This window comes from Nocardiopsis suaedae (assembly GCF_027706745.1).
GTDB lineage: Bacteria > Actinomycetota > Actinomycetes > Streptosporangiales > Streptosporangiaceae > Nocardiopsis_A > Nocardiopsis_A suaedae.
In genome coordinates this window covers 40968-66684 of sequence record NZ_JAQFWP010000008.1, presented here as the reverse complement: position 1 = coordinate 66684, position 25717 = coordinate 40968, and the positions used below count along the sequence as shown (strand labels likewise).

Genomic DNA, 25717 nt, shown 5'->3' with positions numbered 1-25717 from the left:
GTCACTGCCCTCTCTCCGGCCCTGGGGCCTGCTTTCGGCCGGTCCCGGTGCGGATGCGGTCGATCTCGGCCGCCAGCCGGTCCAACCGGTCGGTCTGCACGTCCTTGTAGCGCTCGATCCAGGCCGAGGCGCCCTCCAGCGGCTCGACCTGCAGGCGGCAGGGGCGCCACTGGGCGTCGCGCCCCCGGGTGATGAGCCCGGCCCGTTCCAGGACCTTCAGGTGCTTGGAGACGGCCTGCAGGCTCATCGCGAACGGCTCGGCCAGCTCGTTGACGGTGGCCTCGCCCTGGGCCAGCCGGGCCAGGATCTCCCGGCGCGTGGGGTCGGCCAGGGCCGCGAACACCTTGCTGAGCGGGTCGTCCGCCATGCTTATTCAACCTTCTCGTTGTTCAACCTCTGCGTTGAATATGCTCGTCGGGGTCGCCCGTGTCAACCCCCGCAGAAAAATTCCGGAGACCCGGCCGGGAAGCGATGAGTTCGGGGCACCCGCACCGTCACTACCGCATGAGGTCCTTGGCGACGGAGCAGAGGAGAGGGCGATGACGGACCGGACGGACCCCGCGGGCGAACTCGACGCGCGCTACAGCGGGCCGGGGGCCCAGGCGACCCCCTGGCAGCAGGCCCGGCACGCCCTGGAGGCCGCCGGGGTGTACTGGCTGTCCACGGTGCGCCCGGACGGGCGGCCCCACGTGACGCCGCTGATCGCGGTGTGGCGCGACCACGCCCTGCACTTCTGCACCGGGCCCGAGGAGCGCAAGGCCCGCAACCTGGCCCACAACCCGCACTGCACGCTCACCACCGGCGCCAACGACTTGGGCAAGGGGCTGGACGTGGTGGTAGAGGGCCGGGTCGACCCGGTGACCGACGAGGCGGTACTGGCGCTGCTGGCCGACGACTTCGCCGCCAAGTACGGGGAGGTGTGGCGGTTCGAGGTGCGTGATGGGGGATTCGCCCATGAGAACGGCACGGCGCTGGTCTTCCGGGTCGACCCGGTGACCGCGTTCGGCTTCGGACGCGGCGAGGCGGCCAGCCAGACGCGCTGGTGCTTCCCCGCCTCACCGGCCTGAACGGCGGCGCGCCCCCGCCCGGGGCGGACGGCCCCGGGCGGCCCGGCACACGGCGGCACTACTCGGGCCGGTGGGCCACCGCGACGGTGAACGAGGCGTCCAGGGTGTGCGCACCGCGCTCGGCCATCAGGGCGGCCAGGTGGGTTCGGACCCGCCCCTGCTCGGCGGCGTCGAGGCCCTCCAGCAGACCGCGTGCGGCGTTGCCCTGGATGAACTCCCAGGCCGAGTCCCCGTCGAGGGGGATGCGGTGCTCGTGCCGGGCGACGTGGCCGACGTCCGCCCCCAGACCCTCCAGCCAGGCGGCCAGCCGGTCGGAGTCCGCGATGCGGTCGCGGGCCTGCCGGAAGCCGGGCATCTCGGGGCGGGTTCCGGTCTCGGTGCCGATCGCCTCGATGTACAGGGTCATGAAATCGGCGAGGGCGCCCTCGGCCCAGACGGTGACGGCCAGGCGCCCGCCGGGGCGCAGCGCGCGGACGAGGGCTAAGGTCCCGGCGTCCATGTCGGGGAAGAAGGCCACGCCGTGCACGACCTGGACGAGGTCGTAGGCGCCGGGTTCGGGCCAGGCGGCGGCGTCGGCGCGGACGAAGCGGACGTTGTCCGCTCCGGCGCGGGCGGCACGCGCGCGTCCCTGTTCCAGCAGGGCCTCGGACAGGTCCACGGCGTCGACCGACCCGCCGGGGGCCACGGCCGAGGCGGCGGGAAGGGCGGAGGCCCCGGCCCCGCAGCAGGCGTCCAGAACGCGCTCCCCGGGTTGCGGCTCCGAGGCCAGGACGGTGGCCTCCCCGATCGGGTCCCAGAGCCGGGCACCCCACGCGTCGAACTCCCGCGCCCCGGCGTCGAAGACCTCGCCGACCCCTGATCCGGACATGCCCGTCCCCCTGTTCTGATCGCGAATGAAAATCATTCCCCACCACGAAGCGGGGCGCAAGCCCCCGGGGTTCCCGCTCTGGCGCGGAATCCCCGTGCTCGCCGCATCGAACCGGCTACCATGAATATCGCTGGGAACGCTGAGGAGGCCGCCCGTGGACACCCCACGCACGCCGTATCGCGATACGGACCCCGAGACCATCCAGGCCGTCTTCGCGAGCTATGGCCGCATGGTGCTGGGAGCTCCGCCCCCCGAGGGAAGCGTGACCATCGAGGCGTCCGACGTGGACGACTTCCGCCGCCAGTGGCACGCCCTGTTCGACGACGAGGGCGGAGAGGACGCCGGCGGTGCGCCCGATCACCCTGGAACCACTGGCGCGTAGTCAGATCCGAGCGCTTCCCGACAAGGTCCGGGACGAGTTCGGCGACGCGTTGCTCCGCTTGGCCGGTGCGATCGATCCCACCATGGAGGTCGACCCGCACATGCCCGGTGGCCTCGGCCCGATTCCTTACCACGGCGTGCTGCTGACCGAGCACACCGAATCAGTGGTGACGTTCTACGTCGAACGCATCCGCGTCGTCGCAGTGCGCACGCGAGCGTGACCATCGAGGCGTCCGACGCGCACGGCTTCTGCCTCAAGTGGCACGTCCTCATCGACGGCACGCCTGACCACCCCGGTCCCCATCGGCGCGTGGTCGGTTCCGGGCTTGGACGCCCCGAGGTCACTCGTGTCCGGCGTCGCCGTCCAGGTCGTCGAGCGCCGCGTGCACCCGGGAGGCCAGCTCCGGATGGGCCCCTCCGTCGAAGTCCAGGATGCGGGACAACCACGTCCGCGCCGAAGCGAATTCTCCGTTCGCATTGGCCATTCTGGCGTGTCCGAACATCGCCTTCTGCGCGGCCAGCGCGTCTCCGGTCGCGATCGCACGGTCATAGAACGCGACGGCCTCATCGGATTCCCCCAACTGCTCGGCGGCATCGCCGAGCCAGTACAGGACGCTAGGCCTGTGTTCGGAAACGTCGAGTTTCAGATACCGCTCCAGCAACCTACGGCCCTCCTCGGGCTCGCCGTCCACGACGGCCATCTGCCCGAGGTGGAACATCGCGTTCGCCCGCAATCCTCCATCGCCGGTCTCGACGAGGCGGGCGTATCCCTCACGCGCCGACCTGCGGTCGCCTTCCTGCGCGTCCACGAACGCGAGGTTGAATCGGGCGATGTTCCTCTGCTCCGCGTCCCCCAGGTCCAGCAGGCGCGAGTACCAGCGGCGCGCCTCACCGTAGGCGGCACGTTCGCGAGCCGATACCGCCAGCCGGGTCACCGCTATTGCGGCAAGCGTGAGGTCCTCCGACTCGGCCGCCCGTTCGTGCCATCTTGACGCTTCCACCACTCGTCCCTGGTCACTGTCCATATGGCCGAGTGTGAGCTGGGCGTGGGCCCGTGCAAAGCCGTCACCGGACTCGACCGCCGACATCAACCGCTCACGAGCCGCAACCGGGTCGCCGAGCAGGTACTCCACCTGCCCGAGATAGGCCTGCGCCCGGAACACCGTCGGAGGAACCCCAAGGTCGATACAGCGAGTGAACCGCTTTCGCGCCTGCCGGTGGTCTTTCCAGGCATAGAGGGCCCTTCCCGCCTCGAAGAGAGCAACGGCGGCACAGCCCCGCTCCTCAAGACAGGCCGCCCGGTCCCACAGATTCAAGGCCGACCGACGCTCACCCCTCCTGTTCATGAGTCGGGCCATGTAGAGGAAGGCCCAGGGCGCGGCCTCGGGGTGGCCGCTCTCGGCAGCCGCCATCCATTCGTCCAAGGCCGCGAAGTCGTCTCCCGCCGATTCAGCGAATCGGCCGAGGGCGTTCCTTGCGAGGGGAGCGACCGCCGCATGCCCCTCGGCGGCCAGCTCCCGGTATAGTCCCTCGGCCGCCTCCACTCGGCCCTGCCCTTCTTCGAATAGGCCGAGCCGGTACGCGGCGGCCTGCCGAATCAATGCCGGACCGGTGTCCGATGCGCGCCGGAGCCAGGAGCGGGCGGCTTCAATATCGCCTTCTCTGCGATCCAGTTCCCCCATGAGCAGCATCGCCCGAACGGCCCTGACCTTGACCCGGGAACGGGCCGTCCGGACGAGTGCGGCACGGGCGGCCTGCACCCCTCCATGCCGGGCGATGACGGCGTCGAGCGAGGGAAAGGCCCGAAACAACAGCCGCCTCAAGGCCGGGTCGGTACGGCCCAGGGGCACACCTGCTCCGCCGTCCGTGGCGTCGGCGTTCGGGCGCGGGGATTCCTGAGGGGACATCCGACCTCCTGCGTCGCTTCCCCTTTTCGACCCTCCGTCCGCACCGCCGGTTCCCCGCCCCGTCGCGCATCCCCGCGGACCGGACCCGGCCGCCTCTCCGTCAGTCGCGCGGCGGCTCTCCGCGTTCGTGGCGGTCGATGAGGGCGCGGAAGCGCCCGAGGGCGAAGCGGTTCGCCGCGAGACCGTAGTCGAGCGTCGCGCGCTGGTAGGCGAAGACCTCGTGCAGCCCCTCGGGGACGTCGCGGGTGTCCAGGCCCCGGTCGAGGTCCTGCAGCGCGGCGAGGTCCCCCTCCAGGCGCTCCTCGATGCCGCGCAGGACCGGCAGGCGTTCGGCCTCCTCGAGCAGGCCGAGGAAGTACAGCCGGGCCAGCGCCCCGGACTCCGCGTCGGAGCCGGTCGGCGGCGCCGCCATCCAGGAGCCGAACTCCTCCCGCCCGGCGCCGGTCGGGCGGTAGGCCTTGCGCCCGCGGCCCCCGCTCTCGGCGTCGGCGACCTCGACGAGCCCCTGCGCGAGCAGGCGGTCCAGCGCACGTTTGATGCTGCCGGAGCTGGCGCTGTAGAAGAGCCCGACCCCGGCCTCGAAGGCCTTGATGAGGTCGTAATAGCTCTGCGGGGCGATCAGCAGGAGTCCGAGGATCACGTGGGCCATCGCCCGAGTCTATTGTCTCTCATAGACATGTCTAGTAGACATGTCAGCATCGCGGGTCCCCGCCCGACGGATGGACGCCCCCGACCGGCGGAGGGCGGAGCGGGGTCCCGCCGCTAGGAGCACGACGTGACACCGCCCCAGGTGACGGCCCACGCCCCGGACAACCACGTACCCGACGCCCTCGACGCACGGCTGACCTCCCTGGTCGAGCGCCTCGCCGCGCGGCGCGGCCTCCACCACGCCGTCGTCGCCGTCGCGAGCGGCGACGGCGAACGGCGCTGGAGCGCCGCCGCCGCCGGCCCCGCGGACGCCGCCCCTCCGCTCCGCCCCGAGACCCCGTTCTTCATCGCGAGCATCACCAAGCGCTTCATCGCCGCGCTGGTCCTCCAGGCGCACGAGCGCCGCGAACTCGACCTCGGCGCACCGGTCACCACGCTGTTGCCGCCGGAGGCGACCGCCGGGCTGCACGTCCTGCGGGGCACCGACCACACGCCGTCGATCACCGTGCGCCACCTGGCCACCCACACCTCCGGGCTGCCCGACCACTTCGAGAGGCGCAGCGGCGGCCCGAGCCTGTACCGGCTCCTGGCCGCGGGCCGCGATACGACCTGGACCTTCGAGGACACGCTGCGCACCACCCGCGAAGAGCAGCGCCCGCACTTCCCGCCGCAGGACCTGGACGCCCCCGGGCAGAGGGCCCGCTACTCCGACACCGGCTTCCAGCTGCTCATCCGCATCCTCGAAGAAGCGACCGGCCGCCCCTTCCACGCACTACTCACCGAACGGCTGCTCGACCCCCTCGGCCTGGCCGACACCTGGGCGCCCGGACACCGCCCGCCCCACCTCCGGGCCGCACGGCCGACGCCGCTCCACAAGGGACGGCGGCGCGTGGAACTGCCGTCGCTGACCGCCTCCAGCAACGACCTGTACAGCACGGTCGACGACCTGATCACCTTCCAGAGGGCACTGCTCGCCGGGGCGCCCTTCCACGACCCCCGCACGGCCGCGATGCTCACCGAGCGCCGCAACCGGCTGCGCAACGTCCCCGTCCTCTGCTACGGGCTGGGCACCATGTTCTTCACGGTCGGCCGGGCCGCGGCACCGCGCCACCGGCCCATCACCCTCGTCGGGCACTCCGGGGCCACCGGGACCTGGCTGTTCACCTGCCCCGAGCTGGACGTGCACCTGGCCGGGACCGTCGACCAGACCACGGCGCAGGCCCTCCCGTTCCGGATCATGGCCCGGTGCCTGGCCGCCTGGCGCGCGTCGGGGGCGTGAACGCGCGGACCGGCCGCGGACATGGGAACGGCCCACCGTGATCACCGGTGGGCCGTTCCCACACGTTCTCGGGACGCGCCCCTACCCGCGCAGGGCGGCGGCCTCCCTCGCGAGGGACTCGATGCGGTCCCAGTCGCCGGCCTCCACCGCCTCGCGCGGGGTCAGCCACGTGCCGCCCACGCAGCCCACGTTCGGCAGGGCCAGGTACTCCGGCGCGCTCGCCGGGGTCACGCCGCCGGTCGGGCAGAACCGCACCTGCGGCAGCGGCCCCGACAGCGCCTTCAGGTACGCGCGGCCCCCGGCCGCCTCGGCCGGGAAGAACTTCAGCGCGTCCACGCCCTGCTCCAGCAGCGCCATCGCCTCCGAGGCGGTGGCCACCCCCGGAAGGAACGGCACGCCGGTGTCGGCCATGGCCCCGCGCAGCCGGTCCGTGCAGCCCGGGCTGACCAGGAACGCCGAGCCCGCCTTGGCCGCCGCGGCCGCCTGCTCGGGCGTGGTCACCGTGCCCGCGCCCACCACGGCATCGGGCACCTCGGCGGCGATGCGCTCGATCGACGCGAGCCCGGCCTCGGTGCGCAGCGTCACCTCGATGGCCGGCAGTCCGCCGCGCACCAGCGCGCGGGCCAGCGGCACCGCGGTGTCGGCGTCGTCGAGCACCACCACCGGCACGACCGGGGCGAGGGCGAACAGGTCGTGGCTGGTCTGGGGTTTCACATGCGCTCCAGTCGGTGGTCCAGTCGCGCCGCCGCGCCCATCAGCGCCGGGTTGTCGGCGGTGATCAGCACGGTGGCGATGTTCTTCAGGTAGTCGGTCATCCGCCCCTTGGCCTCGAAGCGCAGCCGGAACCGGCCGTTGCGCAGCACCTCGGGGATGCGGGGCAGCACGCCGCCGCCGAGGAACACTCCGCCGGTGGCGCCGAGGGTCAGGGCCACGTTCCCGGCGAAGCCGCCGAGCAGGGCGCCGAAGACCTCCAGGGTCTCCCGGCACAGCGGCTCGGCCCCCTCGGGGTGCACCCCGGCCGCGGTGATCTCCTGCGGGGACAGCTGCCGCGCCGCCTCGCCGCGCACCTGCGCCAGCGCCCGGTACAGCCGGGGCAGCCCGGGGCCGCTGAGCAGCGCCTCGGCGCTCACCCGGCCGCGCTCGGCGGTGATCACCCGCACCACCTCGGCCTCGATGTCCTCCACCACCGGGGCGTCGACGTGCCCGCCCTCGCCCGGCAGCGGCAGCCACCCGCCCGTCGGCAGCGGCACCAGCCCCGCCACGCCCAGGCCGGTGCCCGGGCCCAGCACCGCCATCGGCGCGGCCGGGTCGGTGGCCGGGCCGCCCAGCGGCAGCAGGTCGTCCTCGCCCAGCACCGGCAGCGACTGGGCCAGCGCGGCGAAGTCGTTGACCACCTCCAGGTGGTCCATCCCCATCCCGGTGCGGGTCTCCTCCACCGAGAAGTCCCAGCCGACGTTGGTCAGCCGGATGCGGTCCTCCAGGACGGGCCCGGCCACGGCCACGCAGGCCGCCGAGGGGCGCACCGGGTCGGCGAGCCCGTCCAGGTAGGCCCGGGCGGCCGAGGCCAGCCCGTCGTGCAGTGCGCTGGGCACCTTGCCCACGTGCACCGGCCGCCCCCCTGGGGCCTGCACCAGACCGAACCGGGCGTTGGTCCCTCCGATGTCGCCGACGATCCAGGGCCGTTCGGCGGTGGGGGCGGACTGCACACGTGTCACCGGTCTCCTCCAAAGACGCTTGCGCCGCGCTCGGCCGGGCCGACCGACGCGCGGAAGGCCGCGAACAGCTCGCGTCCGGTGCCGACCGAGGAGTCCACCGTGGGCGCCGCGGGCGCGCGCTGCTCCAGGTCGGCGGCGAGCACCTCCAGTGTGCCGGATTCGGCGTCGACCCGGACGGTGTCGCCGTCGCGGACACGCGCGATCGGGCCCCCGGCGGCGGCCTCGGGGGAGACGTGGATGGCCGCGGGCACCTTGCCCGAGGCGCCGGACATGCGCCCGTCGGTGACCAGGGCGACCTTGTGGCCGCGGTCCTGCAGCACCCCCAGGGCGGGGGTGAGCTTGTGCAGCTCGGGCATGCCGTTGGCGCGCGGCCCCTGGAAGCGGACGACCGCTACCACGTCGCCGTCCAGCTCGCCGTCTGCGAAGGCCTGCTGCAGGGCCGCCTGGGAGTCGAACACGCGGGCCGGGGCCTCGACGACGCGCCGCTCGGGCGCCACCGCGGACACCTTGACCACCGACCGGCCCAGGTTGCCGTCGAGCATGCGCAGCCCGCCGTCGGCGGCGAAGGGGTCCTTGGCCGGGCGCAGCACGTCGGTGTCGCCGCTCTCGGCGGGGATCTCCTGCCAGGCCAGGGCGCCGTCGGCCAGCTCGGGGCGGGTGCGGTAGCGGTCCAGCCCGGGCCCGGCGACGGTGCCCACGTCCGCGTGCAGCAGCCCGGCGTCGAGCATCTGGCCGATGAGGAAGGGCATGCCGCCGACCTCGTGGAACCGGTTCACATCGGCCGAGCCGTTGGGGTACATGCGCGCCAGCAGCGGCACGACCTCCGACAGGTCGGCGAAGTCGTCCCAGGTCAGGTGGATGCCCGCGGCCTCGGCGACGGCGACCAGGTGCAGCGTGTGGTTGGTGGAGCCGCCGGTGGCCAGCAGGGCGGCCACCGCGTTGACGACCGCGCGCTCGTCGATCATCTCGCCGACGGGGGTGTAGGTCCCGGCCAGGCGGGTCAGGCCCACGACGCGGCGCCCGGCCTCCTCGGTCAGGGCGCGGCGCAGGTCGGTGCCGGGCTGCTCGAAGCTGGCGCCGGGCAGGTGCAGGCCCATGACCTCCATGAGCATCTGGTTGGAGTTGGCCGTGCCGTAGAAGGTGCAGGTGCCCGGGGAGTGGTAGGCCTTGGACTCGGCCTTGAGCAGCTCGTCGCGGCCCACCTTGCCCTCGGCGTAGAGCTGGCGGATGCGGGCCTTCTCGGCGTTGGCGACCCCGGAGGCCATCGGCCCGGCGGGCACGAACGCCACCGGCAGGTGGCCGAAGCTCAGCGCGCCGATGAGCAGGCCGGGCACGATCTTGTCGCACACGCCCAGCATGAGGGCGCCGTCGAACATCTCGTGGGACAGCGCCACCCCGGTGGCCATGGCGATGACGTCGCGGCTGAACAGCGACAGCTCCATGCCGGGGCGCCCCTGGGTGATGCCGTCGCACATGGCCGGGACGCCCCCGGCGAACTGGGCGACGCCCCCGGCCCCGCGCACGGCCTCCTTGAGCAGCTCGGGGTAGTCCCGCAGCGGCTGGTGGGCCGAGAGCATGTCGTTGTAGGAGGAGACGATGGCGATGTTGGGCTTGGCGCCCTCGGGGACGGTGCGGCTGAGCTCCAGCTTGTCCCCGGCGGGGCAGGCGGCGAAGCCGTGCGCCAGGTTGGTGCAGCCCAGCGCGCCGCGGGCGGGCCCGGCGTCGGCGGCGGCGCGGATCCGCTCCAGGTAGGCGGTGCGGGTCTCGGCGCTGCGCTCGCGCAGGCGCTCGGTGACGTCGTGGATGCGCGGATGGAGGGTCATCGGGTCATTTCCCCTTCGTGCCAGGCCCGGCCGGTGCGGGCGAGGAGGTCGTGGGCGCCCCGGGGTCCGGTGCCCCCGGGTGCGTAGGGCTCGGGGTCGGTGCCCTGCCAGGCGCCGATGATCGGGTCCACCCACCGCCAGGCCGCCTCGACCTCGTCGCGGCGCATGAACAGGGTGGGGTCGCCGTTCATGACGTCCATGAGCAGGCGCTCGTAGGCGTCGGGGGAGCGCACCGCGAAGCCGTCGGACAGGCTCAGCTCCAGCGGGGCCGGACGCAGCCGCAGCTCCCCGGCGCCGGGCTCCTTGGCGAGCATGTGCAGGCGGATGGTCTCCTCCGGCTGCAGCCGGATGACCAGCCGGTTGGGCGAGGTGGCGGCCGCGCCCTGCCCGGGGAAGATCGGGTGCGGCACGTCGCGGAACTGCACCACGATCTCGGAGTAGCGCCGGGCCATGCGCTTGCCGGTGCGCAGGTAGAAGGGGACCCCGGCCCAGCGCCAGTTGGCCACGGCGGCCTCCAGCGCCACGAACGTCTCGGTGGAGCTGGCGCCGTCGGCCCCGGGCTCGCCGGTGTAGCCGGGCACCTCGCGCCCGCCCTGCGACCCGGCCGAGTACTGGCCGCGGGCGGTGTGGCGCAGGGCGCCCTCCCCGGACAGCGGCGCCAGGGACTGGAGCACCTTGACCTTCTCGTCGCGCACGGCCTCCCGCTCGAAGCTGGCGGGCGGCTCCATGGCGATCAGGCACAGCAGCTGCAGCAGGTGGTTCTGGACCATGTCGCGCATGGCGCCGGAGCGGTCGTAGTAGCCGTGGCGGGTGCCCACGCCCACGGTCTCGGCGGCGGTGATCTGCACGTGGTCGATCCACCGGCTGTTCCAGACCGGCTCCAGGAACATGTTGGCGAAGCGCAGCGCCAGCAGGTTCTGGACGGTCTCCTTGCCGAGGTAGTGGTCGATGCGGAAGGTGCGGCGCTCGCTGAAGACCGCGCCGACGGCGTCGTTGATCCCGCGGGCCGACTCCAGGTCCCGGCCCAGGGGCTTCTCCAGCACGACACGGGACCCGCCGCCGGCCAGGCCGTTGGCCTGCAGGTCGGCGCAGATGCGCCCGAAGAGCATGGGCGGCATCGCCAGGTAGTACACGCGGCCGCGGCCGCCCGCATCCGCGGTGTCCGGCGCGCCCGGCGCGCCCGCGGCGTCCGGGTCGGCGCCGTCCCCGGAGGGGGGCGCGTCCAGCAGGGCGCGCAGCCGGTCCCACCCGTCGCCGGGGTCGTCCAGGTCGAGCGGCACGTGGTGCAGGCGGTCCAGGAAGCGCCGCAGCACCGGGACGGGCACCGCCCCGGCCCGCAGCACCGAGGGGCTGTCCGCCACCGCCGCCTCGGCCTTGCCCCGGTAGTCGGCGTCCCCGATGCCGTCGCGGGAGACGGCGACGATGCGGGTGGTGGGCGCCAGGCGCCCGTCCTTCTCGCACAGCAGCAGCGCCGGCAGCAGCTTGCGCATCGCCAGGTCGCCGGTGCCGCCGAAGACGACGAGGTCGGTGGGCGCGGCGGAGCGCGCCGCCCCCGGGGGCGGGGTGGCCGGGACAGAGGCGGGCATGTGGTCCCTTTCAGCAGGACTTCGGACAGACCGGTTGAAACCTAGCGGCAACTTAGGTCACACCACAAGTCATCCTTCTGAAGATTTTTTTACAGAAGTGCGCCGTTTCGGCGTCCCGGACGGCCCACGCGTGGTTGAATTGCGGCATGCCCCGACGCCACGGCCCGTCCGCGACCGCCGTCTCCGCCGGCCACGTGCTGCGGCTGATCCGCACCGGCGAGGCCGCCACCCGCGCCGAGATCGCGCGGGTCACCCGGCTCTCCCGGCCCTCGGTCGCCTCCCGCGTGGCCGAGCTGATGGACCTGGGGCTGGTCACCGAGGGCGACCACGGCCCCTCCAGCGGCGGCCGCCCGCCCGGGCGGCTGGCGTTCGACGCCGGCGGCGGCGTCGTGCTCAGCGCCGCCCTGGGCATCTCGCGCAGCCAGGCCGCCGTGTGCGACCTGGCCGGACGGGTGCTGGCCCGCACCGAGGGCTCGCCCGAGGTCGCCCAGGGCCCCGACACCGCCCTGCCCTGGCTGCTGGGCACCTGGGAGCGCCTGCTGGCCGAGTGCGGGCGCGCCCCGCACGAGGCGCGCGGGGTCGGCATCGGCCTGCCCGGCACGGTGCGCTTCGCCCTGGGCCGGGCCGAGGAGCCGCCCGTGCTGCCCGGGTGGGGCGGCGTGGACATCGCCCCGCTGGTCGCCGAGCGCTTCCCGGTGCCGGTGCTGCTGGACAACGACGTGAACGTGATGGCGCTGGGGTCGCACACCGCCGACTACCCCGACGCCGACGACCTGGTCTTCGTGAAGGTCTCCACCGGGGTGGGCGCCGGGATCATCTCCGGCGGGGCGCTGGTGCGCGGCACCCTGGGGGCGGCCGGGGAGATCGGGCACATCCCCGTGCCCGACGGCGGCGGGACCGCCTGCCGCTGCGGCAACACCGACTGCCTGGAGGCGGTGGCCGGGGGCCCCGCGCTGCTCGCGCGCTTCTCCGGCGCCGGCCGCGAGGCGGCGGGCGTGCAGGGGCTGGCGGCGATGGCCTCCGACGGCGACGCCGACGCGGTGGCGCTGGTGCGCGAGGCCGGGCGGCGTGTCGGCGAGGTGCTGGCCGGGGCGGTGAACCTGCTCAACCCGGAGGTCATCGTGCTGGGCGGGCACCTGGGAACCGCCTTCGACCCGCTGGCGGCCGGGGTGCGCGAGACGGTGTTCCGCCGGGCGACGGCGCTGGCGAGCCGCCAGCTGCGCATCGTGCCGAACCGCTCGGGCGGCGAGGCGGGCCTGCGCGGCGGCGCGGCGATGGTGCTCGACCACGTCCTGGCGCCGGAGGCGGTGAACGCGGCGATCGCCGAACGGTCGGGCGAGCCCGAGCCGGAGAAGGCGGCCGGCCGGAGCTGACGGCCGGGGGCGCCTGGCTCCGCGCGCCCGACGGGGCCGCGGACCTGCCCGCGCGGGAGGCACCGGGTGGCCGCGCGGACCGGTGGCACACCCGGCGCCTCAGGCGCCGCCGGGCTCCGGCGCGCCGTATCGGGCGAGCATGGTCAGCACCGCCTGGTCGACCGCGTCGGCGATGGCGGAGTCGTCGGGCTCCCAGCGTGCGAGCAGCATCCGCGGCCAGAACACGAAGTTGGAGATCATCCCGAGGAACTGGGTCGCCGCCGTCTCCGCGTCGTCGAGCCGGGCCGTACCGGCGGCGTTCTCCGCCTCCAGGTAGCGGCGGACCGATTCGAAGTAGGGCATCTTGCCGAGCCTGAACTGCGTCTCCCCGAGCTCGGGGAAGCGCGGCACCTCGGCGATGACGATGCGGAAGAGGGCGGCCATGCCGGGCTGGGAGAGGAGCGCCGCGTACCGGCGCCCGATGGCCTCCAGCCCTGCGCGGAGGTTCCCGGGCTCGGGGACGGGCGCCTCCTCCTCGCCGACCTTCCAGTACTCGGTGACGATCGCCTCGAACAGGGCCGCCTTGGTGGCGAACCGCTTGAACAGCGTCGCCCTGGACACCCCGGCCGCCTCGGCGATGCGGGCCAGCGAGGTGCCGTCGTAGCCGGAGTCGAGGAACATCTCCGTCGCCGCCTCGATGATGGACGTCCGCTTCTGCGCTGCCACGCGCCGGTGGTACTCCGAAGGCTGTGCCGTCATGGCCCCCAGTATGCCCCCACTCCGAGGTGAGTCACTTGACTCGCCTTTGGTCCCGCCCTACCTTGAGAGAGGAGGTGAGTCACTCGACTCACCATTACGCACGCCTGGAGGGAAGCAGCATGGGACGCTTCGAGGGACGGACCGTCATCGTCACGGGCGGCACCGGGGGCATGGGCAGCAGCCATGTGCGGGGCTACCACGACGAGGGGGCGAACGTCGTCATCGCCGGCCGCGACGACGACGCCGGCCGCGACCTCGCCGCCCGGCTCGGCCCACGGGCCCTGTCCGTCCACCTGGACGTCACCAGCGAGGACGACTGGGCGGCGGCGGTGCGGGACGCCGAAGACCGCTTCGGGCCGGTCGCCGTCCTGGTGAACAACGCGGGCGTGCAGAACCCGGCGGCCCCGATCGAGCACACCGAACTCCGCACCTGGGAGCAGGCCTTCAACGTCAACGTCACCGGCCAGTTCCTCGGCATCAGGGCCGTGGCTCCGTCCATGCGCAGGGGCGGCGGCGGAACCATCGTCAACATCGCCTCGATCATGGCCCACGGCGGCACGGCCTACTACGCCCCCTACACCGCCAGCAAGTGGGCCGTGCGCGGGCTGACCAAGACGGCCGCCCTGGAACTGGGGCGGGACGGCATCCGGGTCAACTCCCTGCACCCCGGCGTCGTCTCCACACCGCTGATCAACGAACCCGCCGCGGCAGGCCACCCGGCCATCGCCGACGTCTACGCGCCCGACCCCTTCGCCATCCCCCGCCTCGCCGAACCCTCGGAGATCACCCGGCTGCTGCTCTTCACGACCTCCCCGGAGGCGTCTTTCGCCACGGGCTCGGAATTCGTCCTGGACGGGGGCCTACTGCTCGGCCCGGCCCTCCAGCCCGAAGCCGACACGGCGGCTTGAGCCGGCATCGCGGTACGGGGTCAGCGGTCGCGGACACCCGTCTTGCCCGAGGGGGCGAAGGGGGCGTCCGCGGCCGCCCGTATCCAGCACGCCATGCTCGGCATGGCCCGGCCGCACGACCTCGCCTCCGCTGTGTGGACGGTCCCGGCGGGCGATCCGTGCGGAGCCGACACGGTCGGTCCCTCGGCGATCGAGCGATACGGGTCTTAGGCGTCGACGCCGTGCCGGGCCTTTTCATCGGAGGCCTTCTTGCCCGGGACCAGTTTCAGGCCGACCACGGCCAGGATGATGCCGCCGATGAACACGATCTTGGCCCCCGACACCGGCTCGGCCCCGGTGGCCATCGCGTAGACCACCGTCAGCGCCGCGCCGACACCGACCCACACCGCGTACCCGGTCCCGATCGGGATGTGCTTGACCGACCAGCCCAGGCCCACCATGCTCACCGCCAGCGCGACCGCGAACACCGCGGTCGGGACCGGCTCGCTGAACCCGTCGGACATGCCCATGGCGGTGGCCCACACGGCCTCGAACACCGCGCTGACGAGAAGAACGATCCACGGCATGCTCAGCTCACCGCCTTCAGTCCGATGATGGAGCCGACCAGCAGGAGCAGCAGCAGGACCTTGCCCGTCGAGGCCCGGTCCTGCCGGGTGGCGAAGCCCCACACCACCGTCAGGGTGGCGCCGATGCCCACCCAGACCGCGTAGGCGGTCCCGGTCGGCAGGGACGTCATGGCCCAGGCCAGCCCGCCCATGCTCAGGGCGAGCGCGACGAAGAACAGGACCGTCGGGCGCCGCCGGCGGAACCCCTCGGAGGCCGACAGGGCCGAGGCCCACACGGCCTCCAGGACCCCGGAGACGACCAGCACGAACCACGCCATGAAATTCCGACCTCATTCCATGGCCGTCTTGTCGTCGAGCGGGTACGGCTCCCTCGTCCGCGGGCCCGATCGCCGGGCCCCTGTGAAGAGATATACGACATCGCCGCGGCGGCGGCAAGCGGAAAAGGCCCCGGGACGCGAATGACAATGGAGAATTGCGTCACCATCGGCGGGCGGGGCGGATATTCCGCCGTGCGGGAGCGGCGGCGCCGTCGGCCTTCCGGTCCGCCCCCGGCCGCACCTCCGGCCGTATCCCCGGCCGCGCCGGGCGGGCCGCCGGCCCCCGCCGCACGGCGGCGATCGCCGCGGCCGCGCAGAGCATCCCCGCCGCCTCCAGCGGTCCCGGCACGCGGCCGTGCGCCGCCCACTCCAGCAGGGCGGTCACCGGCGGCACGCAGAAGAAGAGCGCGGTCACCCCGGTCGCTTCGCCGCGCGCCACCATCGCGTACAGCAGTGCCGTCGCCCCCACCGACACCACGGCGGCCATCCACCCCGCGCCCGCCAGCAGGCCCGGCTCCCAGTCGAACCGCATGCGCCCGCCCGCCAGCGCGACCACCGCGAACACGGCCGCACTGAGCGTGCTCTGCAGGGCCAGCGACGCCCACAGCCCCGTCCCCGACGCGCGCCCCTGCACCAGGGTCCCGGCCGTGATGCCCAAGAGCGCGGCGAACGCGCACGCCGTCCCCAGCGCACCGCCGTCGCCGCCGGACAACTCGCCCAGCCCGGCCCCGGCCGTCAGCGCCGCCCCGGCCACCCCCAGGGCCAGCCCGGCCCACAGCGCCGGGCCGCGGCCACCGGAGGCCCACGCGGCGACGGCGGCGGTCAGCACCGGCTGCAGGGCGACGATCACGATCACCGTGGCGGCGGGCGCGCCCGCCGCCAGCGCCAGGAAGAAGAAGCCCTGGTAGACGACCTGCATGAGCAGGGCGACCGCCACCAGGCGCAGCCAGGCGCGCACCCCTGCGGGCAGGGGGTCGCCGACCAGCGCCCAGACGCCCCATGAGAGCGCGGCGGCGCCCGCCGCCCGTAGGAACAGGAACGCGGGGACGGTGGTGTGCGGCAGCCCGGCCTGCACGGCCAGCGGCCCGCTCGCCCACAGCAGGACGAACACGGCGGGGGCCGCCGCGGCGGCCGCCCGCACGGACGCGGCGGCGGAGACGGAGGCGGAGGCGGCCATGGGGGCTCCTCTTCGGGCAAAAGGGCCGGGAGAGCGCGAAAAAGGTGGGCGCGGAGCACTCCGCACCCCGGATTCCTTTTCTAGCCATTCACCGGGGGCCGCAGGAAATGCCGTTTCCCGATGGGGGTATGCTCTGCGGGCATGGGGGTCGAGATCCGCCACTTGCGGGCGTTCCTGGCGGCCGTGGAAGAGCGCAGCATCACACGGGCCGCCCGGCGCCTGCACATCACCCAGCCCGCCCTCTCGCGCACCCTGTCCGACCTGGAACAGCACGTGGGCGCCGCACTGCTGCGCCGCTCGCCCCGGGGCGTCGAGGCGACCGACGAGGGAGAGGCCTTCCGGGACCGGGCGCAGCGCGCCCTGGACGCGTTCGAACAGGCGGTCCGGGCGCCGGCCGGGCGCCCGCTGCGGACCGGGCACGCCTGGGGTGCCTTCGGCCCCTTCACCACCCCGCTGCTGCGGGCCTGGCGCGAGGAGCACCCGGACCACCCGCTCGAACTGGTGCGCCGCGACGACGCGACGGCCCGCCTGGAGGCCGGGGAGGTGGACGCGTGCGTGGTGCGCGGGTCGGTCCCGGACGGGCGCGGGTACGCCGGGGTGCGGCTGCACCGCGAGGAGCGGTGGGCGGCGCTGCCCGCCGGGCACCGGCTGGCCGGGGCGGAGACGCTGCGCCTGGCCGACCTGGCGGGGGAAGGGCTGCTGGTCAACACGGTCACCGGCACCACCGACCCCGGCATGTGGGGCGCGGGGCCGCGCCCCCGCGTGGTGGGCGACACGGCCAACGTCGACGACTGGATCGACCTGATCGCGGCGGGTGCGGGCATCGGGGTCACCCTGGGGTCGGTGGCGATGACCCGGCGGCACGCCGAGATCGTGTACATGCCGCTGGAGGACGCCCCCGCCGTCCAGGTGCACCTGGTGTGGCGCCGCGACGCGGCCCACCCGGCACTGGCGGACTTCGTCGAGACGGCGAGGCGCATCACGGGGGCGGACCGGTACTGACCCCCGGTACTCGGCCTCCGGTACTCGGCCTCCGGCCCGGTTCCACGCACGCTTCCCGCTCCCCGGGCGCCGGGCGCCGGGCCAAACACGCGGCGCGGATGACGGCACCGCAGGGGTGGCATGGCTCATTACCGGCGGGGCGCCATCTAGATCCGGGGGGGGGAGGGCACGCGGCGCAGGGTCGTGACAGTCGTACCGCCCCGGCCATCCGGCGGCCGGTCAGGGGGCAGGGCAGGGGGCGACGACACGGGTGCCCTGGAAGCGTGCGCGACGGGGCTGCCGGGGGCGTCGAGTGGGGTCTCCCCCTAGAAGACGGTGTCCGCTGGAGCGGTGGAACCTTGAGCAGCCGTGGCCACCGTCCGACTACGGCCTCGGGTCGTCCACCGACCGGCGGGACGCCGGTCGGTGCTGAAGGCGGTCCGCCCCGCCCTCAGCACCGTGCCCACAACGCTGATCCGGTCCGATGGAAATGACACCACTCCAGCGGAGGCGACCCGCTGGATGCCTGGACCGGAATCCCGTTCCCGGTATGCCCTAAGCACCACCCCGGCGTCCTCCCAGGGCCCCCACTGGACCGGCGGGAGCCGTGAACGGATGGCGCCCGCCGGAGTGGTGTCACCTCCGGCGGCCGGGGCCGGGGGCCGCCGACCAGCGCCCGACCAGCGGCGGCCCCGGCCGCCGCCGAGAGTTCCGCGGGCGCCCTCATCCGAGGGAGTGCCCCCTGCCATGGGAGGTGACCGCCGCACCCCGCCCCGCCGTCAGTCCTCCGGTCGAACCCCCACCGCCAGGAAGAAGCACATCGCGACGGAGAAGCGCCCCTCCTGGGCCCGGCTCCGCTGGTCGTCGATCCACCTCTCGGCCTCGTCGGCGCTCACCGCCCCGGCCGCGTGCGCCCCGTGGGCGGCCCCTGCGACGATCGGCAGGAACACCGGGTCCGTCAGCAGCAGCACGTGCGCCTCGGCCTCCACGCCGGTGAAGCCCGCGTCCGCCAGCAGCGCACGGAACCGCCGGGCGCTGTCGGGGGAGGGCACGCCGCGCGCGGTTGCGGCGATGACGCGCCGGGTCAGGTCCGGGTCGTCGGCATCGATCAGGTAGCCGTCCCAGTCCTGGCCAAGCAGCACGGCCCTGCCGCCCGGGGCGAGCACCCGATGGGCCTCGGCCACCGCGCGGGCCGGGTCGGCCAGCGCGTGCAGCGCCTTCTCCGCCCGGTACCCCGCCGCGGACCCGTCGGCCAGCGGGAGCAGGGCGGCGTCTCCGACCCGTACGTCGGCTCCGGGCACCCGGTGACGGGCGGCCGCGACCATGCGGGGGTCGGCGTCGATGCCCACCGGCACGGCGCCCCGCCCGGCCAGTTCGGCCACCGCGCGCCCGGCGCCGCACCCCGCGTCGACCACGGTGCCCCCGGCCGGCGGGGCGAGCAGGGTGTGGGACCGCTCGCGCAGGGCGGCGGCCTCGGGGACGGTGTCGAAGGCGTCCAGGGCGGCGATGAGGTCTTCCGTCTCCTCGGCATCGCGCGCGGCGGGGTCGGTCATCCGGTCGGTGGTGGCCACAGGTCCTCCTCGGTCCGGGCGGGCGGCGCCCGCCGGCTCTTCTCCGGAGGCCCGATCATGCGAGTTAATGTCGGCATGAAGGCAAGCGAGGGCGGCCGAGCGCTGCCGATCGGGGACGCGGCGGCGCGCTTCGGGCTGCGGCCGCACGTGCTGCGCCACTGGGAGGACGAGGGCCTGCTGGCTCCGGGGCGGGACGCCGCCGGGCGCCGCGTGTACGGCGGCGAGGACCTGGTGCGGATCGCGATGATCCTGCGCGGCAAGGAGGCCGGGCTCGGGCTGGACCGGATGCGGGCCGTGCTGGGGGCGCACGGCGGCGGGGAACGGCAGCGCGTGCTCGCCGAGGGGCTGAGCGAGCTGCGGGAGCGGATCGCCGTGCTCAACCGGGCCGCCGAACTCCTGGAGGGCGCACTGGCCTGCGAGCACGACGACGTGGTGACCTGTCCGCGCTTCCGCCGGGTCATCGCCGAGTCGGCGGAGGGCGTGCGGCCCTGAGGCCGCCGCCCCGCCCCGTCGATGCCCCTATGGATGTCAATCCTTGCGCCCGGTGGCGGCGACGGTGGCACCCAGGCCGATCATGCACAGCCCGCCCGCACCGCCGATCGCCGACAGGCGGCGGGGCGAGCGGGCGAACCAGGCCCGCGCCGTCGAGGCGCCCAGGGCCCAGCCGCTGTCGCAGACCACCGCGATGGCGCTGAAGACCAGGCCGAGCAGGAGCATCTGCAGCGCCACGTGCCCTTGGGCGCGGTCGACGAACTGCGGGAGCACGGCGGCGAAGAACACCAGGGTCTTCGGGTTGGCCGCGCCGACGGCGAAGCCCTCCCACAGCAGGCGCGGCAGTCGCCCCTCGGGGGCGCCTGCGGAGACCTCGGCCCGCAGGGCCCCGCGCTCGCGCCACGCCTTCACGCCCAGGTGGACGAGGTAGGCCGCGCCCGCCAGCTTCAGCACGGTGAACAGGACGACAGAGCGCTCCACGAGCGGGCCGAGGCCGAGCGAGACGGCCGCGACCAGCGCGTAGGCCCCGATCGCGTTGCCCGCGGCGCTGGCCAGGGCCACGCGGCGCCCGTGCGCCAGGGCGCGGCCGACGACGAACAGCACACTGGGGCCGGGGGCCAGGACGATCAGCACGGATGCGACGGCGAACGCCGCGAGGAGGCGGGGGTCGGTCATCCGGCCATTCGAGCACGGCGGGGTACGACGGCTCCATCCCTTTTCCCGGCGCCGGGGCGGGCCCGGACCTGGGCCCCGTCCGGGCAGGGGATCGGGCAGGGGTAGGCTTCACGCCGTTCACGGGGCCCAGGCCGGGCGAGGACGAGCGGGGGAGAGGCATGTCGGAGCCGTTGCGGATGAGGCGGGCGCAGGCCGAGGACGTGGCAGAGATCGTCGGGATGCTGACCGACGATGTGATCGGCCGGGGCCGGGAGACCTCCGGGGACCTGACGCCCTACCTGAAGGCGTTCCAGGAGATCGACGCCGACCCCCACCAGCTCCTCGCCGTCGCCGAGGAGGACGGGCGGATCGTGGGGACGCTGCAGATCACGTTCATCCCCTACCTGTCGCGGCGCGGCGCCACCCGTGCCCTGGTCGAGGCGGTGCGCGTGCGGACCGACCTGCGGGGCAGGGGCATCGGCGCCCGGATGATGGAGTGGGCCGAGTCCCAGGCCCGCGAACGGGGGTGCGCGCTGGTCCAGCTCACCTCCGACCGCACGCGGGAGGACGCCCACCGCTTCTACGAGCGCCTGGACTACGAGCCGACCCACGTGGGCTTCAAGAAGCCGCTCCCCCCGCCGGCCGACTGACAGGAGCCGCCCTCTTCGGCCATCCGGGACCGATCCGCCCGAAAACCGGTTTCGGTGCCGGAGGCGCCGGGCGTATCCTCCGCCCCATGGTCGACGAGTGCTTCGGCGATCCGCGGTTGGCGGCGGTCTACGATGCCGTCGAAGGCGGCCGTAAAGACCTGGACGCCCACCTCGTGGCGGCCGAGGAGTTCGGCGCGCGCTGCGTGCTGGACCTCGGCTGCGGGACCGGGGTGTTCGCGCTCCTCCTCGCCGACCGCGGGATCGAGGTCGTCGGCCTCGACCCCGCCAGGGCGTCCATCGATGTGGCCCGCGCAAAGGCGGGGAGCGGCCGCGTGCGGTGGATCCACGGCGACGCGTCCGCGCTCCCGGCGGTGGGCGCCGACTTGGCGACGATGACGGGGAACGCCGCCCAGTCCATCGTGGATCCCCAGGCCTGGCGGGAGACCCTGCAGCGGGTGTACGAGGTGCTGGTCCCCGGAGGACGCCTCGTGTTCGAGACACGGGACCCGGCCTTCCGCGCATGGGAGGGGTGGACGCGCGGGCGGACGCACGGCGTCGCGGACGTCGCGGGGATCGGTGTCGTCGAGACCTGGATCGAGGTCACCCGCGTCGCCCTGCCGCTGGTGGAGTTCCGCACGACCTACGCGTTCGCCTTGGACGGCCGGGTTCTGACCTCGGATTCGACGCTGCGTTTCCGTGAGCGGCAGGAGGTCGTGGCCGGACTGCTCGCCCAGGGGTTCACGGTCGAGGACATCCGCGACGCGCCCGACCGCCCGGGCCGCGAGCTCGTGTTCGTGGCGCGGCGCCCGCACGTCGGGACCATCGGCCGAACGTGACTCCGAACGGCCGGTGGCCCCGGCCAGAGGCCGCGGCCGGTCTTCCGCCGGTGTCAGCCGATCCAGCGCGCGGCGGCGCGGTAGCAGTCCTCCGGGTCGGAGTTGAACGCGATCGCGGCGTCCGGCGGGCCGCCGGTGGTCCGGGGAGCGCGGTGGCGGAGGTACGTGGCCGCCCGAGCGTCGCTTACCGGGCATAACGGACAGTCGGAGGGGGGCATCCCGTGTCGTGAAATCGGCGATGATCTCGACGGAAGTGCTGCCATTCCGGCGGTTTCGACAGCACCCTTGTCGAGATCATCGCCGGGCACGGGCGCACCGGTCGTGCCGCCCTCCCGGACCGCGAGGGGCCCGCCGGACGGCAGACGGGGCCGGGGATCCGCCCGGATGTCGCCGTCGCCGCCCAACACGGCGACCGCGCACACCCCCGCCGCCCGACAGCGCTGCCGCAGGAGCCGCCGGCCCCGTCACCTGAGCCTCCTCCTGCCTCCTAGAGAGGGGGAGGATCCCAAGACGGCGAGCGCTCACCTGCCCGTGCTTCCCGGGCTGGCGTGCCACAGCTTCCTCGGGGCCGCGTCGGCGCCGCCGCCCGGGGGGCCGGTCTCCGCGTACGGGGTCAGGGTGAACCCGCTCGCGTAGCGCACCCGGCGGCCGCCCACCCCGGCCAGTCGGCCGCGGCCCGGCCCCTGGCGCAGGTGGGCGTCCATGGCCCCGGGCCCCTCCTCGTGCCACAGGCGGGTCAGCTCCTCCAGGTCGAAGGCCTCGGTCGCGTTCACCGTCGGCAGTCCCGGCCCCGCCCTGCGCACCCGGCCGCGCACCGCCAGCAGCCAGGACCCGAACACCGTGGCCGCGCACCGGTCCTGCACCGACTCGAAGAACGTCAGGTCCACCAGCCCCGTGGCGTCGTCCAGGGTGGTGAAGATGATCCGCTGCCCCGACCGCACCGCCGGGGTCTGGGTGGCCACCTTCACCCCCAGCACCAGGACCGGATCGCCGTGCCGGGCGCGGGCCAGGTCGCGGGCGCGCACCGCCCCGTGCCGGGCCGCCAGGGCCGCCAGCACCTCGGCGTAGCAGTCCAGCAGGTGGCGGCTCGCGTCGTAGCCCAGCACCCGCAGCTCGGCCTGGACCTCATCGGCCGGGGTCATCTCCGGCAGCCCCGCCGCCCGCGCCTCCGCCCCCGGCTCCACCGCCAGGCCCAGCTGGCCCCCGCCCGGCCCCGACCGGCCCACACGCTCCAGCTCCCCGGCGCGCAGCAGCAGGTCGCGGCGGTTGACCCGCTCCCCGCCGGGTCCGGCGCCCACCCGGTCCAGCGCCCCCACCTCGATCAGCCGGTCCAGCACGTCCCGCGAGACGCCCGCCCGGGCCGTGAAGTCGCGCAGCGAGGCGTAGGGCGCCCCGGCGGCGACCGCGTCGACCTCGGCCGAGGAGATCCCCTTGACGTCGGCCAGCGAGGCCCGCACCCCCCACCGCCCCTCCGGGGTGCGCTCGGCCCGCCACGTGCGCCCCGACCGGTCGACGTCCACCCCCAGCACCGGCACCCCGAACCGCCGCGCGTCGTCGATGACCGCCCGCTTGGGGTACATGCCCGGGTCGTGGGTGAGGACCCCGGCGTAGAAGGCGGCCGGGTGGTGCCGCTTGAGCCAGGCCGACTGGTAGGTGGGCAGGGCGAACGCCGCGGCGTGGGCCTTGCAGAACCCGAAGGAGCCGAACGAGGCCAGCACCTCCCAGGCCCGCTCGACCTCTTCGGCGGGCCGCCCGCACTCCAGGGCCATCCGGGTGAACAGCCCCCGCACCTGCTCGCGCCCCTCCTCGGTGCCCAGGCGGCGGCGCATCACCTCGGCCTGGTCCAGCCCGCACCCGGTCATCAGGTGCAGCATCATCAGCACCTGCTCGTGGTAGACGACCACCCCGCCGGTCTCGCGCAGCACCTCGGCCAGCACGGGGGAGACCAGGTCGGGGCCCCGCACCCGGCTCCCGGGCGCGCCTTCGGCGGCCTCGCGGCGGGCGGCCAGGAAGGGGGCGACCATGTCGCTGCCCACCGGCCCGGGGCGGAACAGCGAGATGTCGATGATCAGATCGCCCATGTCCTTCGGCTTGAGCTTGCCGACCAGCTCGCGCTGCCCGGGCGACTCGATCTGGAAGCAGCCCAGGGTGGCCGAGGAGCGGATCATGGCGTAGGTGGCCGGGTCGCCGTCGGGAAGCGCGTCGATGTCGACCCGCCCGCCGCCGGTGCGCTCGACCTCGTCCAGGGCGTGCGCCATGGCCGACTGCAGCCGCACCCCGATCACGTCGAGCTTGATCAGGCCCATCTCCTCCACGTCGTCCTTGTCGAACTGGACCATGTCGAAGCCGGTGCGGCTGGGCTGCAGCGGCGCCCGGTCGCGCAGGGAGGCGTCCGACACGACGATGCCGCAGGGGTGCATGGCCGCGTGCCGGGGCAGCCCGTCGAGCCGCTCGGCCAGGCGGAACAGCGCGCGGGCCGGGTGCTCGCCCAGCCGCCCCGTGCGCAGCTCGGGCAGGTCCTCGCAGGCCTGGCGGATCTGCCGGGCCCGGATCCGGGGGAAGGCCTTGGCCAGCACGTCCACCTCGTGCGGCGGCAGCCCCATGGCCGCGCCCGCGTCCCGGATGGCGCTGCGGGCGCGGTAGGTCTCCATCATCGACACGCAGGCGGCGTCGGGGTAGCCCTCGAACACCGCCTCGTAGGCCTCCAGGCGGCGGGCCGACTCCACGTCCAGGTCGATGTCGGGCAGCCCTTTGCGGCCGGGCGACAGGAAGCGCTCCATGAGCAGCCCGTTGGCCAGGGGGTCCACCGCCGAGATGCCGATGAGGTGGTTGACCAGGCTGCCGGTGCCCGAGCCGCGGATGGAGCAGCGGATGCCGCGGGCGCGGATGCGCTCGGCGATGTCGGCGACGGTCAGGAAGTAGGCGGAGAACCCCTTGTTCTCGATGGTCTCCAGCTCGGAGGCCAGGCGGGAGCGGGCGCGCTCGTCGCCGCGTAGGCCCCGCCGGTCCAGGCCCACCTCGCAGGCGCGCCAGAGGCGGTCGCGGGCGTCGGCCACGTGCGGCATGTGCGGGCGCCCCAGGCCCAGGTCGGCCTCGGGGTCCAGGGCGCAGGAGGCGGCCAGGGCGCGGGTGTGCGCGAGCAGGCGGCGCGCCTCGGCCGGGTCGGGCCCACAGACCCGCTCGGCGACCTGGAGCATCTCCTCGGTGCTCTTGAGGTAGGCCTGCGAGGTGGCCGGCCCCTGCGGCGGCGCGCCGCCGGGCAGCCACCGCCGCGCCTCGTCGATGACCTGGGCGACCTCGGCGTCCTGGGGGCGGGGGTAGCGCACGGCGTTGCCGAGCACGGCCAGGGTGCGGCTCTGGCGGGCCAGGGACAGCAGGGCGGCGGCGCGGCGGCGGTGGCCCGGGCCCAGGTGGTCCACGACCTCCACGGCGGTCTCGGCGGCGGCGCTCCAGCGCTCCAGCAGGCGGCGGGCGCGCTCGCGGTGGCCCCGGGCCGCGGCCTGGCCGACGTCGGAATCGGGGCCCAGCAGCGCCACCAGGCCCTCGGAGCGGGCGGCGAGGGACGCGGGGGAGACGGCGGGCACGGCACCGGGGTCGGCCCCGGCGGCGGCGTGGGCGTCGGTGACCAGCCGGCACAGGGAGGCCCAGCCGCGGGCGCCGCGGGCCAGCAGGGTGAGGCGGCCGCCGTCGGGGGCGGCCACGGCCAGGTTCACCCCCAGGACGGGGCGGATCCCGGCGTCGCGGCAGGCCTTGAGGTGGGCCACGGCGCCGTACACGCCGTCGCGGTCGGTCAGCCCGAGCATGTCCATGCCCAGCTCGGCGGCGCGCTCGGCCAGCACGGCGGGGTGGGAGGTGCCGTGGCGCATGGAGGCCGAGGAGGACACGTCCAGGTGGGCGAAGGGCGCGGGCGCGGCGGCGGTCATGGGCGCGCCCCTCGTGCCCGGCCTGTCCGCGGCCCCACCGGCATCGCGTTCCTCCCCATCGCGGATCGGCGCCCGGGACGGGCGCGCGGCCCGGAGGTGCGGCGCGGGACCGGACGGCGAACCGCCCAGAGCACGCAGACCGGCACACGACGGGGAAGACAGGCCGAAATCGAACTTCTGTACGAATACTAACGCAGGTGGTGCGCCCGTTGCACCTGTGACCTGGGGAGAGAGCGGTGCCCGCGGGGCCGGGGACG

25 protein-coding genes and 1 riboswitch are annotated in these 25717 nt (G+C 74.6%); of the genes, 10 read left to right on the top strand and 15 right to left on the bottom strand.

All coding sequences use genetic code 11. The annotated features are described in order from the left end of the window. Position 1: 1 nt before the first annotated feature. On the bottom strand, positions 2 to 367 hold the full coding sequence (locus O4U47_RS06350; protein WP_270676653.1) for an ArsR/SmtB family transcription factor: 366 nt from the start codon (positions 365 to 367) through the stop codon (positions 2 to 4). A gap of 172 nt (positions 368 to 539) precedes the next feature. Here O4U47_RS06350 and O4U47_RS06345 point away from each other — a divergent pair, with 172 nt between their 5' ends. Next, positions 540 to 1067 carry a pyridoxamine 5'-phosphate oxidase family protein gene (locus O4U47_RS06345; protein WP_270676652.1) on the top strand — a complete coding sequence of 176 codons (528 nt, stop codon included), beginning with the start codon at positions 540 to 542 and terminating at the stop codon, positions 1065 to 1067. 58 nt (positions 1068 to 1125) lie between these two features. Here O4U47_RS06345 and O4U47_RS06340 read toward each other — a convergent pair whose 3' ends face one another. Further along, entirely contained in the window at positions 1126 to 1935 is an 810-nt protein-coding gene (locus O4U47_RS06340) for a class I SAM-dependent methyltransferase (protein ID WP_270676651.1), read from the bottom strand. A 154-nt stretch (positions 1936 to 2089) separates the two neighbouring features. On the opposite strand from O4U47_RS06340, the gene O4U47_RS06335 reads away from it, so the two are divergent. Together O4U47_RS06335 and O4U47_RS06330 are read left to right on the top strand one after the other, a co-directional pair. Then, complete coding sequence (locus O4U47_RS06335; protein WP_270676650.1) at positions 2090 to 2317, top strand: hypothetical protein; 228 nt, start codon at positions 2090 to 2092, stop codon at positions 2315 to 2317. Continuing rightward, entirely contained in the window at positions 2283 to 2537 is a 255-nt protein-coding gene (locus O4U47_RS06330; RefSeq protein WP_270676649.1) for a hypothetical protein, read from the top strand. The genes O4U47_RS06335 and O4U47_RS06330 overlap by 35 nt, the downstream gene beginning before the upstream one ends. Positions 2538 to 2657: 120 nt before the next feature. Here the strand turns inward: O4U47_RS06330 and O4U47_RS06325 are convergent, their stop codons facing one another. Together O4U47_RS06325 and O4U47_RS06320 are read right to left on the bottom strand one after the other, a co-directional pair. Further along, positions 2658 to 4223: a tetratricopeptide repeat protein gene (locus O4U47_RS06325; protein ID WP_270676648.1), complete on the bottom strand. Its 1566-nt coding sequence runs from the start codon at positions 4221 to 4223 to the stop codon at positions 2658 to 2660. Positions 4224 to 4323: 100 nt separating this feature from the next. Next, the gene (locus O4U47_RS06320; protein WP_270676647.1) at positions 4324 to 4872 is read right to left on the bottom strand and encodes a PadR family transcriptional regulator; all 549 of its coding nucleotides are present in this window, start codon (positions 4870 to 4872) and stop codon (positions 4324 to 4326) included. A gap of 126 nt (positions 4873 to 4998) precedes the next feature. Here O4U47_RS06320 and O4U47_RS06315 point away from each other — a divergent pair, with 126 nt between their 5' ends. Next, positions 4999 to 6150 carry a serine hydrolase domain-containing protein gene (locus O4U47_RS06315; protein ID WP_270676646.1) on the top strand — a complete coding sequence of 384 codons (1152 nt, stop codon included), beginning with the start codon at positions 4999 to 5001 and terminating at the stop codon, positions 6148 to 6150. A gap of 81 nt (positions 6151 to 6231) precedes the next feature. Here the strand turns inward: O4U47_RS06315 and eda are convergent, their stop codons facing one another. The 4 genes from eda to zwf are packed head-to-tail and all read right to left on the bottom strand — an operon-like array spanning position 6232 to position 11274. Next, positions 6232 to 6864, bottom strand: coding sequence for a bifunctional 4-hydroxy-2-oxoglutarate aldolase/2-dehydro-3-deoxy-phosphogluconate aldolase (gene eda / locus O4U47_RS06310; RefSeq protein WP_270676644.1), 633 nt, complete (start codon positions 6862 to 6864; stop codon positions 6232 to 6234). Beyond that, complete coding sequence (gene glk, locus O4U47_RS06305) at positions 6861 to 7856, bottom strand: glucokinase (protein WP_270676716.1); 996 nt, start codon at positions 7854 to 7856, stop codon at positions 6861 to 6863. Before glk ends, eda begins: the two co-directional genes overlap by 4 nt. Before the next feature lie 5 nt (positions 7857 to 7861). Next, positions 7862 to 9688: a phosphogluconate dehydratase gene (gene edd, locus O4U47_RS06300; protein WP_270676642.1), complete on the bottom strand. Its 1827-nt coding sequence runs from the start codon at positions 9686 to 9688 to the stop codon at positions 7862 to 7864. After that, positions 9685 to 11274: a glucose-6-phosphate dehydrogenase gene (gene zwf, locus O4U47_RS06295; RefSeq protein WP_270676640.1), complete on the bottom strand. Its 1590-nt coding sequence runs from the start codon at positions 11272 to 11274 to the stop codon at positions 9685 to 9687. The genes edd and zwf overlap by 4 nt, the downstream gene beginning before the upstream one ends. Positions 11275 to 11420: 146 nt before the next feature. Between zwf and O4U47_RS06290 the strand changes: the two genes are divergently transcribed. Then, complete coding sequence (locus O4U47_RS06290) at positions 11421 to 12647, top strand: ROK family transcriptional regulator (RefSeq protein WP_270676639.1); 1227 nt, start codon at positions 11421 to 11423, stop codon at positions 12645 to 12647. A 99-nt stretch (positions 12648 to 12746) separates the two neighbouring features. Here O4U47_RS06290 and O4U47_RS06285 read toward each other — a convergent pair whose 3' ends face one another. Beyond that, positions 12747 to 13385 carry a TetR/AcrR family transcriptional regulator gene (locus O4U47_RS06285; RefSeq protein ID WP_270676637.1) on the bottom strand — a complete coding sequence of 213 codons (639 nt, stop codon included), beginning with the start codon at positions 13383 to 13385 and terminating at the stop codon, positions 12747 to 12749. Between the two features lie 119 nt (positions 13386 to 13504). Here O4U47_RS06285 and O4U47_RS06280 point away from each other — a divergent pair, with 119 nt between their 5' ends. Further along, positions 13505 to 14293, top strand: coding sequence for an SDR family oxidoreductase (locus O4U47_RS06280; protein ID WP_270676636.1), 789 nt, complete (start codon positions 13505 to 13507; stop codon positions 14291 to 14293). A 206-nt stretch (positions 14294 to 14499) separates the two neighbouring features. Here O4U47_RS06280 and O4U47_RS06275 read toward each other — a convergent pair whose 3' ends face one another. From O4U47_RS06275 to O4U47_RS06265, 3 genes are all read right to left on the bottom strand, one after another. Continuing rightward, positions 14500 to 14859 (bottom strand): DMT family transporter, encoded by a 360-nt coding sequence (locus O4U47_RS06275; protein WP_270676635.1) that lies wholly within the window; start codon positions 14857 to 14859, stop codon positions 14500 to 14502. Between the two features lie 2 nt (positions 14860 to 14861). Then, the gene (locus tag O4U47_RS06270) at positions 14862 to 15176 is read right to left on the bottom strand and encodes a DMT family transporter (RefSeq protein ID WP_270676634.1); all 315 of its coding nucleotides are present in this window, start codon (positions 15174 to 15176) and stop codon (positions 14862 to 14864) included. A gap of 18 nt (positions 15177 to 15194) precedes the next feature. After that, a riboswitch (guanidine-III (ykkC-III) riboswitch) is annotated at positions 15195 to 15259 on the bottom strand. A gap of 77 nt (positions 15260 to 15336) precedes the next feature. After that, positions 15337 to 16353: a DMT family transporter gene (locus O4U47_RS06265; protein WP_270676632.1), complete on the bottom strand. Its 1017-nt coding sequence runs from the start codon at positions 16351 to 16353 to the stop codon at positions 15337 to 15339. Between the two features lie 141 nt (positions 16354 to 16494). Between O4U47_RS06265 and O4U47_RS06260 the strand changes: the two genes are divergently transcribed. After that, positions 16495 to 17355: a LysR family transcriptional regulator gene (locus O4U47_RS06260; protein WP_270676630.1), complete on the top strand. Its 861-nt coding sequence runs from the start codon at positions 16495 to 16497 to the stop codon at positions 17353 to 17355. 758 nt (positions 17356 to 18113) lie between these two features. Here O4U47_RS06260 and O4U47_RS06255 read toward each other — a convergent pair. Beyond that, positions 18114 to 18905 carry a methyltransferase domain-containing protein gene (locus tag O4U47_RS06255; protein ID WP_270676628.1) on the bottom strand — a complete coding sequence of 264 codons (792 nt, stop codon included), beginning with the start codon at positions 18903 to 18905 and terminating at the stop codon, positions 18114 to 18116. A gap of 75 nt (positions 18906 to 18980) precedes the next feature. On the opposite strand from O4U47_RS06255, the gene O4U47_RS06250 reads away from it, so the two are divergent. Further along, a complete protein-coding gene (locus O4U47_RS06250; protein WP_270676626.1) occupies positions 18981 to 19397 on the top strand; it encodes a MerR family transcriptional regulator in 417 nt (138 codons plus the stop codon). A gap of 36 nt (positions 19398 to 19433) precedes the next feature. On the opposite strand, the gene O4U47_RS06245 is transcribed toward O4U47_RS06250, so the two are convergent. After that, complete coding sequence (locus O4U47_RS06245) at positions 19434 to 20072, bottom strand: LysE family translocator (protein ID WP_270676624.1); 639 nt, start codon at positions 20070 to 20072, stop codon at positions 19434 to 19436. A gap of 158 nt (positions 20073 to 20230) precedes the next feature. Here O4U47_RS06245 and O4U47_RS06240 point away from each other — a divergent pair, with 158 nt between their 5' ends. Further along, a complete protein-coding gene (locus O4U47_RS06240; protein WP_270676622.1) occupies positions 20231 to 20701 on the top strand; it encodes a GNAT family N-acetyltransferase in 471 nt (156 codons plus the stop codon). Between the two features lie 86 nt (positions 20702 to 20787). Next, the gene (locus O4U47_RS06235; RefSeq protein WP_270676621.1) at positions 20788 to 21537 is read left to right on the top strand and encodes a class I SAM-dependent methyltransferase; all 750 of its coding nucleotides are present in this window, start codon (positions 20788 to 20790) and stop codon (positions 21535 to 21537) included. Between the two features lie 521 nt (positions 21538 to 22058). On the opposite strand, the gene O4U47_RS06230 is transcribed toward O4U47_RS06235, so the two are convergent. Next, entirely contained in the window at positions 22059 to 25460 is a 3402-nt protein-coding gene (locus tag O4U47_RS06230; protein WP_270676620.1) for a DNA polymerase III subunit alpha, read from the bottom strand. Positions 25461 to 25717: the final 257 nt, after the last annotated feature.

Bases quoted from the DNA above. Each gene is read 5' to 3' on its own strand.
- O4U47_RS06285 (WP_270676637.1), bottom strand. From the start codon at position 13,385: ATGACGGCACAGCCTTCGGAGTACCACCGGCGCGTGGCAGCGCAGAAG.
- O4U47_RS06280 (WP_270676636.1), top strand. From the start codon at position 13,505: ATGGGACGCTTCGAGGGACGGACCGTCATCGTCACGGGCGGCACCGGG.
- O4U47_RS06320 (WP_270676647.1), bottom strand. From the start codon at position 4,872: ATGGCCCACGTGATCCTCGGACTCCTGCTGATCGCCCCGCAGAGCTAT.
- O4U47_RS06340 (WP_270676651.1), bottom strand. From the start codon at position 1,935: ATGTCCGGATCAGGGGTCGGCGAGGTCTTCGACGCCGGGGCGCGGGAG.
- O4U47_RS06245 (WP_270676624.1), bottom strand. From the start codon at position 20,072: ATGACCGACCCCCGCCTCCTCGCGGCGTTCGCCGTCGCATCCGTGCTG.
- O4U47_RS06270 (WP_270676634.1), bottom strand. From the start codon at position 15,176: ATGGCGTGGTTCGTGCTGGTCGTCTCCGGGGTCCTGGAGGCCGTGTGG.
- O4U47_RS06230 (WP_270676620.1), bottom strand. From the start codon at position 25,460: ATGACCGCCGCCGCGCCCGCGCCCTTCGCCCACCTGGACGTGTCCTCC.
- O4U47_RS06325 (WP_270676648.1), bottom strand. From the start codon at position 4,223: ATGTCCCCTCAGGAATCCCCGCGCCCGAACGCCGACGCCACGGACGGC.
- O4U47_RS06350 (WP_270676653.1), bottom strand. From the start codon at position 367: ATGGCGGACGACCCGCTCAGCAAGGTGTTCGCGGCCCTGGCCGACCCC.
- O4U47_RS06275 (WP_270676635.1), bottom strand. From the start codon at position 14,859: ATGCCGTGGATCGTTCTTCTCGTCAGCGCGGTGTTCGAGGCCGTGTGG.
- O4U47_RS06235 (WP_270676621.1), top strand. From the start codon at position 20,788: ATGGTCGACGAGTGCTTCGGCGATCCGCGGTTGGCGGCGGTCTACGAT.
- zwf (WP_270676640.1), bottom strand. From the start codon at position 11,274: ATGCCCGCCTCTGTCCCGGCCACCCCGCCCCCGGGGGCGGCGCGCTCC.
- O4U47_RS06250 (WP_270676626.1), top strand. From the start codon at position 18,981: ATGAAGGCAAGCGAGGGCGGCCGAGCGCTGCCGATCGGGGACGCGGCG.
- O4U47_RS06265 (WP_270676632.1), bottom strand. From the start codon at position 16,353: ATGGCCGCCTCCGCCTCCGTCTCCGCCGCCGCGTCCGTGCGGGCGGCC.
- O4U47_RS06290 (WP_270676639.1), top strand. From the start codon at position 11,421: ATGCCCCGACGCCACGGCCCGTCCGCGACCGCCGTCTCCGCCGGCCAC.
- O4U47_RS06260 (WP_270676630.1), top strand. From the start codon at position 16,495: ATGGGGGTCGAGATCCGCCACTTGCGGGCGTTCCTGGCGGCCGTGGAA.
- O4U47_RS06345 (WP_270676652.1), top strand. From the start codon at position 540: ATGACGGACCGGACGGACCCCGCGGGCGAACTCGACGCGCGCTACAGC.
- edd (WP_270676642.1), bottom strand. From the start codon at position 9,688: ATGACCCTCCATCCGCGCATCCACGACGTCACCGAGCGCCTGCGCGAG.
- O4U47_RS06240 (WP_270676622.1), top strand. From the start codon at position 20,231: ATGTCGGAGCCGTTGCGGATGAGGCGGGCGCAGGCCGAGGACGTGGCA.